Origin of the sequence: Cellulomonas chengniuliangii, assembly GCF_024508335.1 — a bacterium.
GTDB lineage: Bacteria > Actinomycetota > Actinomycetes > Actinomycetales > Cellulomonadaceae > Cellulomonas_A > Cellulomonas_A chengniuliangii.
This window is the reverse complement of the sequence record NZ_CP101988.1, coordinates 1,477,864-1,495,495: the sequence shown is the minus strand read 5'-3', so window position 1 is coordinate 1,495,495 and position 17,632 is coordinate 1,477,864. Positions and strand designations below refer to the sequence as shown.

16 protein-coding genes are annotated in these 17,632 nt (G+C 73.8%); 13 read left to right on the top strand and 3 right to left on the bottom strand.

The genetic code is table 11. The annotated features are described in order from the left end of the window. Positions 1-47 precede the first annotated feature (47 nt). The 6 genes from NP064_RS06890 (at position 48) to NP064_RS06865 (ending at position 8,715) form a co-directional block, all read left to right on the top strand. Positions 48-1,208 carry an MFS transporter gene (locus NP064_RS06890; protein WP_227568888.1) on the top strand — a complete coding sequence of 387 codons (1,161 nt, stop codon included), beginning with the start codon at positions 48-50 and terminating at the stop codon, positions 1,206-1,208. Positions 1,209-1,279: 71 nt separating this feature from the next. Next, complete coding sequence (locus NP064_RS06885) at positions 1,280-4,942, top strand: nitrate reductase subunit alpha (RefSeq protein ID WP_227568942.1); 3,663 nt, start codon at positions 1,280-1,282, stop codon at positions 4,940-4,942. Then, a complete protein-coding gene (narH, locus tag NP064_RS06880) occupies positions 4,942-6,663 on the top strand; it encodes a nitrate reductase subunit beta (protein WP_227568887.1) in 1,722 nt (573 codons plus the stop codon). Before NP064_RS06885 ends, narH begins: the two co-directional genes overlap by 1 nt. After that, positions 6,663-7,397, top strand: a complete 735-nt coding sequence (gene narJ / locus NP064_RS06875; protein ID WP_227568886.1) for a nitrate reductase molybdenum cofactor assembly chaperone — start codon at positions 6,663-6,665, stop codon at positions 7,395-7,397. Before narH ends, narJ begins: the two co-directional genes overlap by 1 nt. Next, positions 7,394-8,137: a respiratory nitrate reductase subunit gamma gene (gene narI, locus NP064_RS06870; protein WP_227568885.1), complete on the top strand. Its 744-nt coding sequence runs from the start codon at positions 7,394-7,396 to the stop codon at positions 8,135-8,137. The genes narJ and narI overlap by 4 nt, the downstream gene beginning before the upstream one ends. Positions 8,138-8,199: 62 nt before the next feature. Beyond that, positions 8,200-8,715, top strand: a complete 516-nt coding sequence (locus NP064_RS06865) for a hypothetical protein (protein ID WP_227568884.1) — start codon at positions 8,200-8,202, stop codon at positions 8,713-8,715. Here the strand turns inward: NP064_RS06865 and NP064_RS06860 are convergent. After that, entirely contained in the window at positions 8,712-10,283 is a 1,572-nt protein-coding gene (locus NP064_RS06860) for an aspartate:alanine exchanger family transporter (RefSeq protein ID WP_227568883.1), read from the bottom strand. The genes NP064_RS06865 and NP064_RS06860 overlap by 4 nt on opposite strands. Positions 10,284-10,383: 100 nt before the next feature. After that, a complete protein-coding gene (locus NP064_RS06855; protein WP_227568882.1) occupies positions 10,384-10,755 on the bottom strand; it encodes a hypothetical protein in 372 nt (123 codons plus the stop codon). Positions 10,756-10,870: 115 nt separating this feature from the next. Between NP064_RS06855 and NP064_RS06850 the strand changes: the two genes are divergently transcribed. Both NP064_RS06850 and NP064_RS06845 read left to right on the top strand, forming a co-directional pair. Further along, on the top strand, positions 10,871-11,599 hold the full coding sequence (locus NP064_RS06850) for a histidine phosphatase family protein (RefSeq protein WP_227568881.1): 729 nt from the start codon (positions 10,871-10,873) through the stop codon (positions 11,597-11,599). After that, a complete protein-coding gene (locus tag NP064_RS06845) occupies positions 11,596-12,510 on the top strand; it encodes an NAD(P)H-hydrate dehydratase (protein ID WP_227568880.1) in 915 nt (304 codons plus the stop codon). The genes NP064_RS06850 and NP064_RS06845 overlap by 4 nt, the downstream gene beginning before the upstream one ends. A gap of 10 nt (positions 12,511-12,520) precedes the next feature. On the opposite strand, the gene NP064_RS06840 is transcribed toward NP064_RS06845, so the two are convergent. Continuing rightward, positions 12,521-13,462 (bottom strand): UbiA family prenyltransferase, encoded by a 942-nt coding sequence (locus NP064_RS06840; RefSeq protein ID WP_227568879.1) that lies wholly within the window; start codon positions 13,460-13,462, stop codon positions 12,521-12,523. 79 nt (positions 13,463-13,541) lie between these two features. On the opposite strand from NP064_RS06840, the gene NP064_RS06835 reads away from it, so the two are divergent. The 5 genes from NP064_RS06835 to NP064_RS06815 all read left to right on the top strand — a co-directional run bounded on the left by NP064_RS06835 (position 13,542) and on the right by NP064_RS06815 (position 17,619). Then, positions 13,542-14,621 carry a type III polyketide synthase gene (locus NP064_RS06835; RefSeq protein WP_227568878.1) on the top strand — a complete coding sequence of 360 codons (1,080 nt, stop codon included), beginning with the start codon at positions 13,542-13,544 and terminating at the stop codon, positions 14,619-14,621. Continuing rightward, a complete protein-coding gene (locus NP064_RS06830) occupies positions 14,618-15,157 on the top strand; it encodes an isoprenylcysteine carboxyl methyltransferase family protein (RefSeq protein WP_227568877.1) in 540 nt (179 codons plus the stop codon). The genes NP064_RS06835 and NP064_RS06830 overlap by 4 nt, the downstream gene beginning before the upstream one ends. After that, positions 15,154-16,185, top strand: coding sequence for an NAD(P)/FAD-dependent oxidoreductase (locus NP064_RS06825; protein WP_227568876.1), 1,032 nt, complete (start codon positions 15,154-15,156; stop codon positions 16,183-16,185). The genes NP064_RS06830 and NP064_RS06825 overlap by 4 nt, the downstream gene beginning before the upstream one ends. Before the next feature lie 157 nt (positions 16,186-16,342). Next, positions 16,343-17,389, top strand: a complete 1,047-nt coding sequence (locus NP064_RS06820) for an iron-containing redox enzyme family protein (RefSeq protein WP_227568875.1) — start codon at positions 16,343-16,345, stop codon at positions 17,387-17,389. Then, a complete protein-coding gene (locus NP064_RS06815; RefSeq protein WP_227568874.1) occupies positions 17,386-17,619 on the top strand; it encodes a CDGSH iron-sulfur domain-containing protein in 234 nt (77 codons plus the stop codon). Before NP064_RS06820 ends, NP064_RS06815 begins: the two co-directional genes overlap by 4 nt. The last annotated feature ends 13 nt before the right edge of the window (positions 17,620-17,632 follow it).

The following is a 17,632-nucleotide window of genomic DNA, read 5'->3' as shown; positions in this document are numbered from 1 at the left end:
TAGGGCGTTCACGTGTCGAGGCGGGCGGGTCGTCGCCGGCCGCGCTCATGCTGCTCCTTGGCACCGTCGGCTTCACGGTCAACTTCTGGGCCTGGGCGCTGATCAGCCCGCTCGCGCCGAGCTACCGAGAGTCGCTCGGCCTCACCGTCTTCGAGCAGTCGATGATCGTCGCTGTGCCCGTCATCGTCGGGTCCCTCGGGCGCATCCCCGTGGGGGCGCTGACCGATCGGTACGGCGCCCGGCTGATGTTCCCGCTGATCAGCCTGCTGACCGTGCTCCCGGTGCTCTACGTGGGGTTCGTGGCGCAGAGCTACCTCGCGATGCTCGTCGGCGGCTTCTTCCTGGGCCTGGGCGGCACCACGTTCGCGATCGGCGTGCCCTTGGTCAACGCCTGGTACCCACCGGCGAGACGCGGGACCGCGCTGGGGATCTTCGGCGTCGGGATGGGCGGCACCGCCATCTCGGCGTTCTCCACGGTGGACCTGGTCGAGCGCTTCGGCGACGGCGCCCCGTTCGTGCTGGTCTCGGCCATCCTGGTCGCCTACGCGGTCGTCGCGGCCCTGTGGTTGAGGGACGCCCCGGGGCGTCCCCCGCCCCCGTCGGGCTCATTCGTTCGTCGCACGTGGGAGACCTTCAAGCTGCCCGCCACGTTGCAGCTCTCGTGGCCGTACGCCATCGGCTTCGGCGGGTTCGTCGCATTCAGCGTCTACCTGCCCACCTACCTCGCCAACGCGTACGACCTGACCCCCGCGGACGCGGCGCTGCGGACCGCCGGGTTCGTGGTCCTCGCGGTGGCGATGCGGCCGGTGGGCGGCTGGCTGTCCGACCGGTTCGACCCGATCCCGGTGCTGGGAGCCTGCTTCGTGGTCGCGGCAGCGCTCGCCGCGGTGGCCGCGCTCGAGCTTCCCCTCGCCCCCGTGGGCACGATCGCCTTCCTCGGGCTCGCCGCCGCGCTCGGAGCGGCCGCCGGCGCGACGTTCGCGCTCGTGGCACGGCTGGCGCCGGCCGCGAAAGTGGGCGCGGTGACCGGTGTCGTGGGAGCCGCGGGCGGCCTGGGCGGGTTCGTGCCTCCGCTGATCATGGGCGGCTTCTACAGCTCCACGGGCAGCTACGCGCCAGGCCTGGCGCTGCTCGCGCTCACGAGCGCCGCGACGGCCCTCTTCACCTGGGGGCCGCTGCGCCGCTCCGCCGCACGCCGCACACCCTGACCGCCGCTCGACCGGATGCGCTGGAGAGGACCCCCGTGTCGATCCAGGACGACCCCGCGACCACGCCGCAGATGGACGACGACGTCGTCCGCGCGCTGCTGCGCACCCGCCGCTTCTTTCAGAAGGACGAGGTGTCGCCCGACCTGCGCACACTGCACGAGGTGGGCGGCCGGCAGGCCGACGTCTTCTACCGCGACCGCTGGAGCCACGACAAGGTGGTGCGCTCGACCCACGGCGTCAACTGCACGGGCTCGTGCTCGTGGAAGGTGTTCGTCAAGGACGGCATCATCACCTGGGAGGCGCAGCAGACCGACTACCCGACCACCGGGCCGGGGCGCCCCGAGTACGAGCCCCGCGGCTGCCCGCGCGGCGCCGCGTTCAGCTGGTACACGTACTCCCCCACCCGTGTGCGGTACCCGTACGTGCGCGGCGTGCTGCTGGAGATGTACCGCGAGGCACGCGCCCGCACCGGCGACCCGGTGCTCGCGTGGGCGGACATCATGGCCGACCCCGAGCGCTGCCGGGCGTACAAGGCCGCGCGCGGCAAGGGCGGCCTGGTGCGCGCGACGTGGGACGAGGCCGTGGAGATGGTGGCGGCCGCCCACGTGCACACCATCAAGGAGCACGGCCCGGACCGGATCGCGGGCTTCTCCCCCATCCCGGCGATGTCGATGGTGTCGCACGGTGTGGGATCCCGGTTCTTCGCGCTGATCGGCGGCGCGATGCTCTCGTTCTACGACTGGTACGCAGACCTCCCGGTCGCGTCCCCGCAGGTCTTCGGCGACCAGACGGACGTGCCGGAGTCGGGCGACTGGTGGGACGCCGGCTACCTGATCATGTGGGGCTCCAACGTCCCGGTGACCCGCACGCCCGACGCGCACTGGATGGTGGAGGCGCGGTACCGGGGGCAGAAGGTCGTGGCGATCTCCCCCGACTACGCGGACAACGTGAAGTTCGGGGACGAGTGGCTCGCCCCGCATCCGGGCACCGACGGCGCCCTGGCGATGGCCATGGGGCACGTGGTGCTCAAGGAGTTCTTCGTGGACCGCGCCACCCCGCACTTCGAGCAGTACGTGCGGCGCTTCACCGATCTGCCGTTCCTGGTGACCCTCGAGCCGCGTGGCGACGGGTTCGCCCCAGGGAAGTTCCTCACGGAGGCCGACGTGGGCTCGGTGAGCGAGCACGCGGACTTCAAGCCGGTGGTCCTCGACGAGGCCACTGGCCGCCCCATCGCCCCCAACGGCTCCCTGGGCTTCCGGTTCGGCGCCCAGGGCGAGGGACGGTGGAACCTCGACCTGGGCGACATCGTGCCGATGCTCAGCCTCGCCGGCGAGGGCTCGCGGGGCGTCCAGGTGGAGCTGCCGCGATTCGACGGGGTCGACGGCGCCGCCGCGACGATCCGGCGCGGGGTCCCGATGCGGGTCGTCGCCGGGCGCCTCGTCACCACGGTGTACGACCTGCTGCTGGCGCAGTACGGGGTGGGGCGGCCCGGCCTGCCGGGCGAGTGGCCGACCGGGTACGACGACGCGTCCCAGCCGTGCACCCCCGCCTGGCAGGAGGCCATCACCGGCGTCGCGGCGTCCAAGGCGGCCCGGGTCGGCCGGGAGTTCGCCGCCAACGCGGCCGAGTCCGGCGGTCGGTCCATGATCATCATGGGGGCGGGCGTGAACCACTGGTTCCACGCCGACACGATGTACCGGGCGTTCCTCACCCTGACCGCGCTCTGCGGAACGCAGGGCGTCAACGGTGGCGGGTGGGCGCACTACGTCGGCCAGGAGAAGGTGCGCCCGCTCACGGGCAACAACCAGTACGGCAACGCGCTCGACTGGTCCCGTCCGCCGCGCCACATGATCCAGACGGCGTACTGGTACCTGCACTCGGGCCAGTACCGCTACGACTCGTTCGGCGCCGACGCGCTCGCCTCGGGCCGCACCGGCGCGTTCGCGGGCATGGCCATGGCCGATGTGCTGGCGAAGTCGGCGCGGATGGGCTGGATGCCCTCGTACCCCACGTTCGACAGGAGCTCCCTGACGCTGGCGGATGACGCCGAGCAGGCGGGCGTCCCGGTCGACGAGTACGTCCCGGCGGCGCTGCTGGACGGCAGCCTGAAGTTCGCGGGCGAGGACCCGGAGTCCCCGGCCAACCATCCGCGGCTCCTGACGGTGTGGCGCTCGAACCTGCTGGGCAGCTCCGGCAAGGGGGACGAGTACTTCCTCAGGCACCTGCTCGGCACCGACTCCTCGCTGCGCGCCGAGGAGGCCCCGCCCGGCATGCGGCCTCGAGACGTGGCGTGGCCGGAGCACGCCACGACCGGCAAGCTGGACCTGCTGCTGACCCTGGACTTCCGGATGACGAGCACCACCCTGTTCTCGGACGTGGTGCTCCCCGCCGCCACTTGGTACGAGAAGTACGACCTGAGCAGCACCGACATGCACCCGTACGTGAACTCGTTCAACCCGGCGATCGCCCCGCCGTGGCAGACCCGCACCGACTTCGACGCGTTCCACACGATCGCCCGCAGGTTCTCCGAGCTGGCGGCGACGCACCTCGGGACCCGCAAGGACGTCGTCGCTGTGCCGCTCATGCATGACACGCCCGACGAGATGGCGAACCCGTCGGGCCGCGTCCGCGACTGGAAGCTCGGTGAGTGCGACCCCGTGCCGGGCACGACGATGCCGAAGCTGGTGGTGGTCGAGCGCGACTACGCGGCGGTCGCCGACAAGCTCGGCGCGCTGGGCCCGCTCGCCGACAAGCTCGGCGCGACCACCAAGGCCGTCACCTACGACCTCGCCGAGGCGGTGGCCTACCTCGCGCGGAAGAACGGCGTGATCCGTGGCGGGGTCGCTGACGGCCGGCCGTCCCTGCAGCGTGACGTGCACGCCTGCGAGGCGATCCTGGCGCAGTCCGCGGCGACCAACGGCGCGCTGGCGGCGCAGGGCTTCCGAGACCTCGAGCGCCTCACGGGGCAGCCGATGGTCGAGGAGCTCGCTGCGGAGAACGAGTCGCGGCACATCACGTTCGCGGACGTGCAGGCGGCGCCGGTGGGAGTCCTGACGTCCCCGGAGTGGTCCGGGTCGGAGACAGGCGGCCGGCGGTACTCGCCGTTCACCACGAACACCGAGCACCTCAAGCCGTGGCACACCCTCACCGGGCGGCAGCACCTCTACCTCGACCACGACTGGCTCATCGAGCTGGGCGAGCAGATGCCAGTGTTCCGGCCTCCGCTCAACATGGGCGCGCTGTTCGGGGAGCCGCAGCTCGGGTCCCACGGCGAGCTGGGCATCACCGTGCGGTACCTGACGCCGCACAACAAGTGGTCCATCCACTCCGAGTACCAGGACAACCTGCTGATGCTGAGCCTGTCCCGGGGCGGGCCGCTGATCTGGATGAGCGAGAAGGACGCGGCGAAGATCGGCGTCGCGGACAACGACTGGATCGAGGCGGTCAACCGCAACGGGGTCGTGGTGGCCCGGGCCGTCGTGTCCTACCGGATGCCCGAGGGCACCGTGTACATGCACCACGCGCAGGACCGCCTCATCGACGTGCCGCTCGCGGAGGCGTCGGGCAAGCGCGGCGGGATCCACAACTCCCTGACCCGCATCCTCATGAAGCCCAGCCACCTGGTGGGCGGCTACGCGCAGCTGTCGTTCGCCTTCAACTACCTGGGGCCCACCGGCAACCAGCGCGACGAGGTCACCGTGATCCGCCGCCGCTCGCAGGAGGTGCAGTACTGATGCGCGTCATGGCCCAGATGGCGATGGTGATGAACCTCGACAAGTGCATCGGGTGCCACACGTGCTCGGTGACGTGCAAGCAGGCGTGGACGAACCGCTCGGGGACCGAGTACGTGTGGTTCAACAACGTCGAGACCCGGCCCGGCCAGGGCTACCCCCGCCGCTACGAGGACCAGGAGACGTGGGAGGGCGGCTGGGAGCTCAACCGCAAGGGCCGCCTCCAGCTCCGCGCCGGCGGGCGGTTCAAGAACCTGCTGACGATCTTCGCGTCCCCCAAGATGCCGTCGATCGACGACTACTACGAGCCGTGGACGTACGACTACTCGGTGCTGACCGACGCCCCGAGCCAGGAGCACACCCCGGTCGCGCGCCCGCGTTCCCTCATCACCGGCGAGGACACCGCGATCACCTGGAGCGCCAACTGGGACGACGACCTCGGCGGGTCGACCATGCTCGACCAGGACCCGGTCCTCGCGAAGGTCTCCGACACGGTCAAGCTGTCCTACGAGCAGACCTTCATGTTCTACCTGCCGCGGATCTGCGAGCACTGCCTCAACCCGTCGTGCGCCGCGTCGTGCCCGTCGGGCGCCATCTACAAGCGCGCCGAGGACGGCATCGTCCTCGTCGACCAGGACCGCTGCCGGGGCTGGCGGAAGTGCGTCACCGGCTGCCCGTACAAGAAGGTCTACTTCAACCACCGCACCGGCAAGGCCGAGAAGTGCACGTTCTGCTTCCCCCGCATCGAGGTGGGACTGCCCACGGTGTGCGCGGAGACGTGCGTGGGGCGGCTGCGCTACATCGGCCTCGTCCTGTACGACGCGGACCGGGTGCTGGAGGCGGCCGCGGTGGAGGACCCGCACGACCTGCTCGAAGCGCAGCGCAGCGTCCTCCTGGACCCGAACGACCCCGCTGTCGCCCGTGCCGCCGAGGAGGCGGGCATCCCCTTCGACTGGATGAAGGCCGCGCGGAGGTCCCCGATCTGGTCCCTCGTCAACACCTACCGGGTGGCGCTGCCGCTGCACCCGGAGTACCGGACGATGCCCATGGTCTGGTACATCCCGCCCCTGTCCCCCGTGGTCGACGTGGTCGCGGAGACGGGCGAGGACGCCGAGGCGGCCGACAACCTGTTCGCCGCCATCGACACGCTGCGCATCCCCGTGGAGTACCTCGCCGAGCTGTTCACCGCGGGCGACCCGGGGCCCGTCACCGACGTGCTCAAGAAGCTCGCCGCGATGCGGTCCTACATGCGCGACCTGAACATGGGCCGTGAGGGCGATCCGTCGATCCCGGGCGCCGTCGGCATGTCCGCCCAGGACATGGAGGCGATGTTCCGGCTGCTGGCGCTCGCGAAGTACGACGAGCGGTATGTCATCCCCCCGGCCCACGCGGAGCAGGCGCACAACCTGGAGGAGCTGGCCACGGAGTGCAGCCTCGACTACGAGGGCGGGCCGGGGATGGGCGGCTCGGGGCCGTTCGGCGAGGGCTCGGGCACGGGCACCCCGCTCGCCGTCGAGAACTTCCGCGCCCTGCAGGACAGGCAGACGTCGGGCGGGGTCGCGGACACCACCGAGACCGGCGCCCGCGTGAACCTGCTGAACTGGGACGGCCGAGGGGTGGCGCCGGGCATGTTCCCGCCGCGGGCAGAGCCGACCGGCCCCGCCGAGCCCGACACGGACACCGGGCCCCGACCGAACCCGCGGCCCGATCCGGAGGCGCGGTGATGAGCCGGGCGCCTGGGCGGCTCCGCCGGGGCCCCGGGCGCCGCTCAGGCGCCGACGACGGCCAGCGCGCGCTGGCGCACCGGCTGGCCGCGCTGCTGCTCGACTATCCCGACGACGAGCTGCTGCGCCGGCTGCCGGCCGTGCGCGCCGCCGCGGCCACCCTGCCCGAGGTTGTGCGCGACCACCTCCTCGGCGTCGTCGACCACCTGGCCGCGACGCCGCCCCAGGAGGCCGGGGCGGGGTACGTCGAGACGTTCGACCTGCGCCGGCGCGCCTGCCTCTACCTGACCTACTACGCGCACGGCGACACCCGCCAGCGCGGCGTCGCCCTGCTCGCGTTCAAGCAGGCGTACCGCGCCGCCGGCCTGCTGCTCCACGAGGACGAGCTGCCGGACCACTTGTGCGTGGTGCTGGAGTTCTCCGCGACCCAGGACCTCGCGGCGGGCACCGCGCTGCTGCTCGAGCACCGCGCCGGGCTCGAGGTGCTGCGCCTCGCCCTGCAGGACGCGGGCTCGCCGTACGCCGGGGCTGTCGCGGCGGTGTGCGCCACGCTGCCGCCGCTCGCCGGCGACGACCGCGACGCGGTGGCCCGTCTCGTCGCGCAGGGGCCGCCCGACGAGTCCGTGGGCCTCGAGCCCTACGGGCTCCACGACCCGGCATTGCGCCCGCCGACGACCCTGCCCATGCCCGACCCGAGCTTCCCCGGGCCGCCACGCGAAGGAGCACGACGATGAGCTCGGACGACCTCCTGCTGTGGGCGGTCCTGCCCTACGTGACCCTCGCGATCTTCATCGCCGGGCACATCTGGCGCTACCGGTACGACAAGTTCGGGTGGACGACCCGCTCCTCGCAGCTCTATGAGAGCCGGCTGCTGCGCTGGGGCAGCCCGCTGTTCCACTTCGGCATCCTCGCGGTGCTGGTGGGCCACGTGGCAGGGCTCGTCATCCCCGAGTCGTGGACCGACGCGATCGGCATCTCCGAGGGCGCGTACCACGCGTTCGCGGTGGGTGTGGGATCCATCGCCGGGTTCTGCACCCTTGTCGGGCTCACGCTCCTGATCTACCGCCGAGCCACCGTGGGGCCCGTGTTCCGTGCGACGACCCGCATGGACAAGGTCATGTACTTCTTCCTCGCGCTCGTCATCGTGCTCGGCGTGTTCAACACCGCCTCGGGCGCCGCGCCGAGCATCGAGGGCGACTACAACTACCGCGAGGGGGTGTCCGTGTGGTGGCGCGGGATCTTCTCCCTGCGACCGCAGCCCGAGCTGATGGCCGAGGCCCCGATCGGGTTCCAGGCGCACGCCCTGGTCGCCATGATCCTGTTCGCCCTGTGGCCGTTCACCCGGTTGGTGCACGTGTTCAGCGCGCCGCTGTTCTACCTGTGGCGCCCGTACGTGGTCTACCGCAGCCGCGGCGACGAGCCCACGCGCGAGAGCAGGCCTGGGTGGGGGGCGACAGAGCCGGTGGACCGGTGAGACGGGCCGGCCGCGTCGCGCCGCTCCCGGCTCCACGCGCGGCCGGATGGGACGATGAGCGGATGCCAGAGTCGAGCGATCCCTCCCCGGAGCAGCAGCGGCTGCTCGCGATCACACGTGCCGTCGCCGCTGCCGAGCAGGCCGAGACGGCGCTGCAGGACGCCCTCGACGCCGCCCGAGACGCCGGCGACCCGGAGGACCCGATCCGGGAGGCGCTGGCCGCGCGGGGGGCGGGCGCGCGGACCGCCGTGCGCGAGCTCGTCGCCGGGCTCGGGGCCACCTACGTCGCGGCCGTCGCGGGGGCTGCGAGCAAGGACCACGTGGCCGCCTGGGCGGCCCCGGACGGCCCGGCGCCGGCTCCCGACGCCGCGCGCCGGCTGCGCCTCGCACACCGCGTGTGGCGGCAGGTCGCGGACTCCCGCGGCGACGCGGCGACGCGCGCCTGGTTCCTGGCGGCGAACCCGGCCCTGGCCGGCGACTCGCCCCTGGTGGCCATCAAGCGGGACCGGGCGCAGGCCATCGACGCTGCGGTCGACGCCGCCCGCAGCGGCCGGGGAGCGCCGGACGCGGCTTCCTAGGACAGGACCACGAGGGGCGCGAGGACGATCTTCACGATGATGCCGAGGGCGAAGATCGCCGCGTAGCCGCCGTCGACCCGCTCGTCCACGGTGCGGCTGTTCGCGTACGCCAGCACCGCGGGCTGGCCGACGAAGCCCGCGAGCCCGCCCGCCGCGCGAGCCGAGCTCACGCCGATCATCTTGGCCAGCACCACGAACAGCACCGAGGCCGCGCCCACCACGACCACCGCCACCAGCACGATCTTGAGGCCGACGCTCGAGAACGCCTGGCCGGCGAAGGCCTGGCCGGACGCGAGGCCCGTGGCCGCGAGGAACAGCAGCAGGCCCAACTGCCGGATCGTCAGGTTCGCCGACTGGGGCAGTCCCCACACCAGCGGCCCGGTCCGCTCGATCCGGCCCAGCACCATGCCGACCACGAGCGGGCCTGCGGCCGCGCCGAGCGCGAACGTCGATCCGCCTGGCAGGGGCACCTGGACCAGGCCGAGCAGCAGGCCGATCACCAGGCCGACGCCCAGGGACAGCGCGTCGATCTCGCTGACCTTCCGCTCGGAGTCGCCGAAGAGCGCCGAGACGGCGGCCATCTCCTCGCGCGGCACGATGACGCGCACTCGGTCGCCCAGCTCGAGGACGAAGTCGTCCGACGCCAGCAGGTCGAGGTCGCCCCGGCGCACGCGGGTCACGATCCCGCCGAACCTGCCGGGGATGTCGAGCTCGCCGATGGTGCGCCCGGCGACCTTGGGGTTGGACAGCAGGAAGCGGCGGAAGTCCACCACGCTCCGGTCGTGCGCGAGGTGCTGGCCGACCCGCTCGCCCAGGAACTCCCGAGCGCGCCGCACGTCGGGCTGCGGGCCCACAACCACGACCACGTCGCCCTCGCGGAGCTCCTCGTCGGCGGTGACCACGCGGGTGTGCCCGTCACGCGCCAGGTACGAGAACCGCACCGACCCATCGCTGAACCCCGGCACCTGGCCGAGCGGCCCCGGGCGGTGCACCTCGACGCTGATGTCGATCAGGCCCTGGCGCGCCGCGGCCTCGGGGTCCCGCCGGGCACGCCACGTGCGACCCACCGTGAGCGCCACCACGATGATCGAGATGGCGACGCCCACCGGGTAGGACAACGCGTACCCGACCGCGGGCTCCTGGCTGCCGTTGGCCGCCTCAGTCGCGGCCGCGAGCGCCGGTGTGCTGGTCAGCGAGCCGGTGAAGATGCCTGAGGCGATGGACGGGGCGATGCCGAAGCCGCCTGACAGGACGATGGCAATCGCCGCGGCGGCGACCAGGATCACCACCGACACCGCCATGATCGGCAGCTGGCGACGGAGGTCGCGGAAGAAGCTGTTACCGGCGGCGAGCCCGACCGTGTAGACGAACAGGGCGAGGCCCAGGCTCTGCAGCAGGCCCAGCCCCTCGCCGAGCCGTGGATCCAGGGCCCCGACCGCCAGCCCGACGAACAGCGCTCCCGCGGCGCCGAAGCGGAGCGGCCCGAAAGGCACGGCGCCGAGCAGCGAGCCCAGCGCCAGCACGAGCAAGATCGTCAGGAGGGGTGACGCTGCGAGGATCTCGATCATCGGGCCATCAGCTGCATCACGCGTCTCTTCTCACAGGGGGACCCGCTGTCCCCACCTGCTCAGTCTAAGAGCGCGCCGTGGCGCCGACGCCGCTCGGCGCTCAGCGCACCAGCTCGGCCTCGCGCACGCCCAGGTGGACCACGTCGTCGGCGACGCGCGCCACCTGGGCGGATGAGGCGTACAGGTGGCGCCCCGCCAGCTTGTGGCGGTCGATCCGCACGTAGCCGAGTCGCTCGAGCTCCTCCCTCGCCTGCTCCGGCAGCGACTCGCCCCCGGTGATGGCCGTCGCCACCGCGCCGATGATGCCGCCCTCGCCCGGCGGCTCCTCGCCCTGCGCCGTGACGGCCTCGGGGTCCCCCATGCGCACCGCGCCGACCTTGCCGACGTCGTCGCCGTCCGCGTCGACGACCTTCATCCCCTCCCGGACCTGGGCGATCGGGCCCTGGGTGTCGCGCGAGATTCCCTCAGTCATCGTGACCCCCTTGTCAGAGAACGTCTGAACCAGCGCCTCCACGGTATGCCCGCTCTGCCCGGCTCGCCCGTCCTCGTCCTGCGCGCCGGCCCGGGGCCTTCTAGGTTCTGTGTGCATGGACACCACGACGCTGCTGCTGGTCAGGCACGGCGAGAGCCAGGCGAACCTCGCGGCTGCGACCGCCGAGGCCGCTGGGGCGGAGGCGATCGACGTCCCCGCACGTGACGCCGATGTGCTGCTGTCCGACCTCGGCGCCGCCCAGGCGGCGGCGTTGGGCGTGTGGCTCGGCCGGCTCCCGGAGCACCAGCGCCCGGAGTCGGTCTGGTGCTCGCCGTACGCGCGGGCGCGGCAGACCGCGCGGATCGCCCTGGAGAACGCTGGGCTGTCCCTGCCCGTCCGCGTCGATGAACGCCTCCGCGACCGCGAGCTGGGGGTCCTCGACGCGCTCACCGCCCACGGGGTCGACGTCCGGATGCCGGCGGAGGCGCAGCGGCGCCGGTGGGTCGGCAAGTTCTACTACCGGCCCCCTGGCGGCGAGTCGTGGGCCGACGTCGCGCTGCGGGTGCGCTCGCTCGTGGACGACGTGTCGCGGATCGAGGCGGGCCGCCGGGTGCTCGTCGTCTGCCACGACGCGGTGGTGATGGTGGCGCGGTACGTGTGCGAAGGGCTCACGGAGTCGGAGGTCCTGGAGATCAACCGGCGGACCCCCCTGCGGAACGCGTCCGTGACCACGCTGCGGCAGGGCCGGACCGACCAGCCCTGGGCCGTCCACGACTTCAACCGAGTCAACCACCTCGACGACCTCGACGTCCCCGCCACCGAGCACCCTGGAGAGCATCCGTGACCACGCCTGACACCGACGGCGCCAACGCGAGCACCCCTCCCCCCGCCGTGACGCCCGCGCTGCTCCGGGGCTGGCCGTTGGCCGGCGACGCCGACTCGAAGGACTCCCGCGGCGCGGTGCTCGTGGTGGGCGGCGCCCGCAGCACCCCGGGCGCCGCCATGCTGGCAGGGCTCGCCGCCCTGCGCGTCGGCGCCGGTCGGCTGACCCTGGCCGTCGGCGCCTCGGTCGCGGTCGCCGTGGCGGTGGCGGCGCCGGAGTGCGCGGCGATCGCCCTGCCCGAGACCGCGGACGGGCTGCTGGACGGCACGGGTGTCGCGGTGCTCGACGCCGAGCTCGAACGCGCGGCGACCGTCCTGGTCGGCCCAGGCCTCGACGGCGCCGAGGAGACGCTGGCCATGCTCACCGCGCTCATCCCCCGGCTCGGCCCGGACACGTCCGTCGTGCTCGACGCGTTCGCGCTCGGGGTGCTCGCCGAGCTGCCGGGGCACTTGCGGGACACGTTGCGCGGGCGCCTCGTGCTCACCCCGAACACCGGCGAGGCGGCGCGCCTCCTGGGCGTCGAGCCAGACTCGGACGCGCTCGAGGACCTCCGTGGCGCCGCCGCGCGCATCGCCGCGCGCCACGGCGCGGTGGTGTCGCTGCGGGGCGAGATCGCCGCGCCGGACGGCTCGGCGTGGCAGGCGTCGACAGGTACGGGCGGGCTCGCGACCTCCGGCAGCGGAGACGTCCTCGCGGGCGCCGTCGCGGGCGTCTTGGCCGGCGGCGCGGGCCCCGACCAGGCCGCCTGCTGGGGCACGCACCTGCACGGCGCGGCGGGCGACCGGCTCGCCGCGCACATCGGGCATCGCGGCTACCTGGCCCGCGAGCTCCTCGACGAGCTGCCGCTGGTGCTGACTGAGCTGTCGGCCTGAGTGGCCGGCCTCACACCAGCAGCTCAGCGGCGCCCACCAGCAGCACCACGTCGACCGCGGCCACCGCCATGGCCAGGGCGAACGGCAGCCTGCTGCGGGGCCGCGCCGCCGCCACGACGGCGCAGGCCACGACAAGCAGGACCGCCACGGCGAGCCCTGCCCCGGCGGCTCCGCGGAGCCCGCGCCCGGGGACCAGCACCAGGCAGGCGGTCGCCGCCAGCATGGTCAGGGCCGCGATGACGGTCGACGCGCGGGCCCCCATCCGGTGGGGCAGCCCGCGGACACCGGTGGCGGCGTCGTCCTCGAGGTCGGGCACCACATTGACCAGATGGGCCCCGACCCCGAGCAGGGCGCCGGCGGCGACCGCCCACCACGGCGGGGTGGGCCGCCCGGGCACGGCCAACGCCGTGAACACCGGGATCAGGCCGAACGAGACCGCGAAGGGCAGCCAGGACCAAGCCGTCCGCTTGAGCCACAGGTTGTAGGCCCACGCCCCCGCGACCGCGACCAGGTGGAGGCCCCCCGAGCGCCAGCCCAGCGACCACGACAGCGGGACGCACACGGCCAACGCGCTCCACGCCGCCGCCCGGACGGCGCCGACCCCGAGCCGCCCGGTCGCGAGGGGCTTGTCGGCGCGGCCCGCGCGCACGTCCCGGGCATGGTCGACCCAGTCGTTCGACCAGCCCACCGACAGCTGCCCGGCGAGCACCGCGGCCGCCATCGCGAGCCAGGTGGTCGCCGGCGCCCCCATCCCGGCGCACAGCGCGGTCGCGAACAACGTCACCGCGAGCGTCGGGCCCAGGTGGCTGGCCAGCATCAGCGCCACGGCACGCCGCCGCAGGCCGCGAGCGCCGAGGTCCGGGGCGGAGTTCGCGCCCGTCGCGCCCGCCGCGCGAGGCTCCCGCGTGGGCTCACCGCGCACCGGGCTCGAGGTTCCCAGGCCCTCCGACATCCGCACCACCCCCGGCACCGAGAGTAGGGGCACGACGACCGCGCGCGCCGTCCGGGCCGTGTCGTGACACGATGCCGGAATGTCCCGGATTGTCGCGGTCGCGCCCGTCCTCCCGGAGCACGCCTACTCGCAGGCGACGGTGACGGAGCACATCGGCCCCCTGCTGAGCGCCGATCCCGCCCGGCGCGGGGCGATCGGACGGCTCAACGCCGCCAGCGGCGTCGCCACCCGGCACCTCGCCCTGCCCATCGAGCAGTACGCGGGCCTGACGTCGTTCGGCCAGGCGAACGACCTGTTCATCTCGGTCGGGCTGGACCTGGCCGAGGAGGCCGTCCGGCAGGCGCTCAAGTCCGCCTCCCTGGCGCCCGACGACGTCGACCTCATCATGTTCACCTCGATCACCGGGGTGGCGGCGCCCTCTCTCGACGCGCTGCTCGTGGGCCGCATCGGGATGCGGCCGGACGTCAAGCGCATCCCCGTCTTCGGGCTGGGCTGCGTGGCGGGCGCCGCGGGCCTGGCCCGGGTGCACGACCACCTGCTGGGCCACCCCTCCGACATCGCCCTCCTCGTCTCGGTCGAGCTGTGCTCGCTCACACTCCAACGTGGCGACGACTCGCTGGCGAACGTCGTCTCGTGCGCGCTGTTCGGCGACGGCGCGACGGCCGTGGTCGTGGCCGGGGACGAGCGGGCGGCGAGCGCGGGCCTCACCGGCCCCCAGATCACCGCAACCCGCAGCTGGCTGTTCCCCGGCACCGAGGACCTGCTCGGCTGGGACGTGGTCGACTCCGGCTTCCGGATCGTGCTGTCCCCGACGCTGCCAGCGGTCGTCGAGGCGTCGCTCGGGCACGCGACCGAGCAGTTCCTGGGCGCTCACGGGTTGGTCGCCTCGGATGTCGCGGCGTGGCTGGTGCACTCCGGCGGCCCCAAGATCCTCGACGCGGTGGGCCGCGCGATCGGCCTGGAGCCGGACGCCCTGCGCCTCAGCCGCGGTGTGCTCTCGCGCGCGGGCAACCTCTCGTCGTCCGGCGTGCTGCACGTGCTGGCCGACGCGCTCTCCTCCACCTCATGCGCGCCCCCGGGGTCACCGGTGGTGCTGCTCGCCCTGGGCCCGGGCGTCAGCTCCGAGCTCCTGCTGCTCCGATGGGAAGGACTGTCATGACCCCCCTCGCCCTGTTCACGCTCCTGGTGGCGGCCGTGGCCGTCGAGCGACTCATCGAGCTGGCGGTCGCGCAACGCAATGCGGCGTGGGCGTTCGCCCGGGGAGGGGTTGAGTCGGGACGCGGCCACTACCCGCCGATGGTGGTGCTGCACACCGGGCTCCTGGCGGCGTGCGTGGCGGAGGCGTTCTGGTCGGGACGGGAGTTCGACGCACGGTGGGGGCTCGCCGCCCTCGTGGCGGTGCTGGCCAGCCAGGCGCTGCGCTGGTGGTGTGTCGCCACGCTCGGGCCGCAGTGGAACACGCGCATCATCGTGGTGCCAGGGCTCTCGCTGGTGGCGCGCGGACCGTACCGGTGGCTGCGGCACCCCAACTACGTGGCGGTGGCCCTCGAGGGCGCGGCGCTCCCGCTCGTCCACTCCGCCTGGATCACGGCGGCCGGTTTCACGGTGCTCAACGCGGTGCTGCTGCTCGGGTTCCGGATCCCCGCCGAGGAGCGGGCGCTGTCCGCGGCCCCGGCGGCCTCCGCGGCGCGGTGAGCCCGCTCGTCGACGTGCTGGTCGTCGGCGGCGGCCCGGTGGGCCTCGCGGCGGCGATCGAGGCGCGGCTGGCGGGCTTGGACGTCGTGGTGCTGGAGGCCCGACGCGGGGTGATCGACAAGGCGTGCGGCGAGGGCCTCATGCCCGGGGCCGTGCGGGCGCTCGAGCGGCTCGGCGTGCGCCCGATGGGGTTCCCCCTCGCGGGCATCGCCTACGTGAGCGGCGCGCGGCGTGCCGAGCACCGGTTCGCCGACGGGCCCGGCCTGGGCGCCAGGCGCACCCAGCTCCACGTCGCGCTGGCCGTGCGCGCGGTGCAGCTCGGCGTGATCGTCCGCCATGAGCGGGTGACGCGGATCGAGCAGGGACCGGCCACGGTCAGCGCGGGCGGGGTCGACGCGCGCTGGCTACTGGCGTGCGACGGGCTGCACTCGCGGGTGCGCCAGCTCGTGGGGCTCGACGACCGAGCCGCGGCCGATCGCGCCGTGCGGCGGTTCGGGCTGCGCCGGCACTACCGCAGGGCGCCGTGGAGCGACGTCGTCGAGGTGCACTGGTCGCGGTCCTCGGAGGCGTACGTGACACCTGTGGGCCCGGACCTGGTCGGGGTGGCGCTGCTCGGGCCGCCCGGCACGGGCTACCAGGAGTCACTCGCCGGCCTTCCGGACCTGGCGGCGCGCCTGCGCGACGCCGTCCCGGTCGGCACGCTGCGCGGCGCGGGGCCGTTGCGCCAGGTCGCGCGGCGGCGCACAGCGGGTCGGGTGCGGCTGGTCGGTGACGCCGCCGGTTACGTCGACGCCCTCACCGGCGAGGGCATCCGGGTGGGCCTCGCGCAGGCCCGCGCGGCGGTGGCCACGCTCGACGAGGGCCCCGACGCCTACGAGGCGGCATGGTCGGAGGCGACGCACGACTACCGCGTGCTGACCTCGGGCCTGCTGCGCGCGGCGCACTCGCCGCTCAGGGCCGGGATCGTCCCGGCCGCGGTGGCGCTCCCCCGCGTGTACGGCGCGGTGGTGGAGCGGCTCGCCCGCTGAGCCGCCGCCAGTGCTCCGCCGCGGCGCTCGGATGAGCGGCCGGGTGAACACCGCGGCCGTCCGTCGCCCCCGGTTGCGCGCCGGGCAGACTGCGCCACCCTGGAGGACCGACCCGGTCGACCGCATGACCGGCGAGAACGCACCCTGTGGAGACCCCATGCGCATCCCCCCGCCCCGTGGACCAGTGAGCGAGACCCTCATCGAGGCACTGAGCTGCCCGCCCGGGGCGGCCGCCGCCCCGCTGCCCGAGGACCTGGTCCGCGACGCCGTGGACGCCTCGCCCGACCTGCTGCGCGACGAGGACCTCCAGCTGGCCCTGTACTGCCTGTACGAGCTGCACTACCGCGGGTTCGACCACGTCGACGACCGCTGGGAGTGGGAGCCTCGCCTCATCCGGTCACGCGCCCTCATCGAAGCGGAGCTCGAGGCTGTGCTGCGCGGACGCGCGACGCCGCCCCAGGGCGTCGAGCCCACGGCAGCCGCCGTGGCGGCCGCGCTGTTCGAGCTCACCGCCCCGGGCAAGCCCGGCCTGGCGTCCCACATCGCCAAGCACGCGGACGAGGGACAGCTCGCGGAGCTCCTGATGCACCGGTCGGTGTACCAGCTCAAGGAGGCCGACCCGCACACGTGGGCCATCCCCCGGCTCGCCGGCCACCCGAAGGCCGCGCTGGTGGAGATCCAGGCCGACGAGTACGGCGGCGGGAACCCCGCGCGGATGCACTCGGCCCTGTTCGCCCGGACCATGCGGGGCCTCGGCCTCGACGACTCCTACGGGCGGTACGTCGATCGCGCGCCCGCGATCACGCTCGCGTCGGTGAACGCGATGTCGCTGTTCGGCCTGCACCGCCGACTGCGGGGGGCGATAGCGGGCCACCTCGCCGCGTTCGAGATGACGTCCTCGCTCCCCAACCGCCTGTACGGCAACGGGTTCCGCCGACTCGGCCACGACGAGGGCACCACCGACTATTTCGACGAGCACGTCGAGGCCGACGCGGTGCACGAGCAGATCGCGGGCCGCGACCTGGCCGGCCGGCTGGCGCAGGACGAGCCGGCGCTGCTGCCGGACATCCTGTTCGGGGCCGCGGCGTGCCTGCTGCTGGACGACTTGGTGGCGGAGCACATGCTCGACGCGTGGGGCCGCGGCGAGACCTCGCTGCGGCCCGGCGCCCCCGCGTTCGCGGCCGCCGCCCGGGTGGGCGCGTGAGCGCCCGCGCGGGGGCCACCCCGTCCGATCCCCCTCCGCGTGCCGCGGCGCGCATCACCGCCTGCCCCGACGGCCCGCTGCTGGTGCGCGGCGACGTCGAGATCCTGGACGGGGACGGGAACCCGGCGCCACGGCGGCGGTCGACGGTGGCCCTGTGCCGGTGCGGGGTCTCGGCGATCAAGCCGTTCTGCGACGGGAGCCACAAGGCTGTGGGCTTCACCGCCCCCTGACGACGGCCTGCAG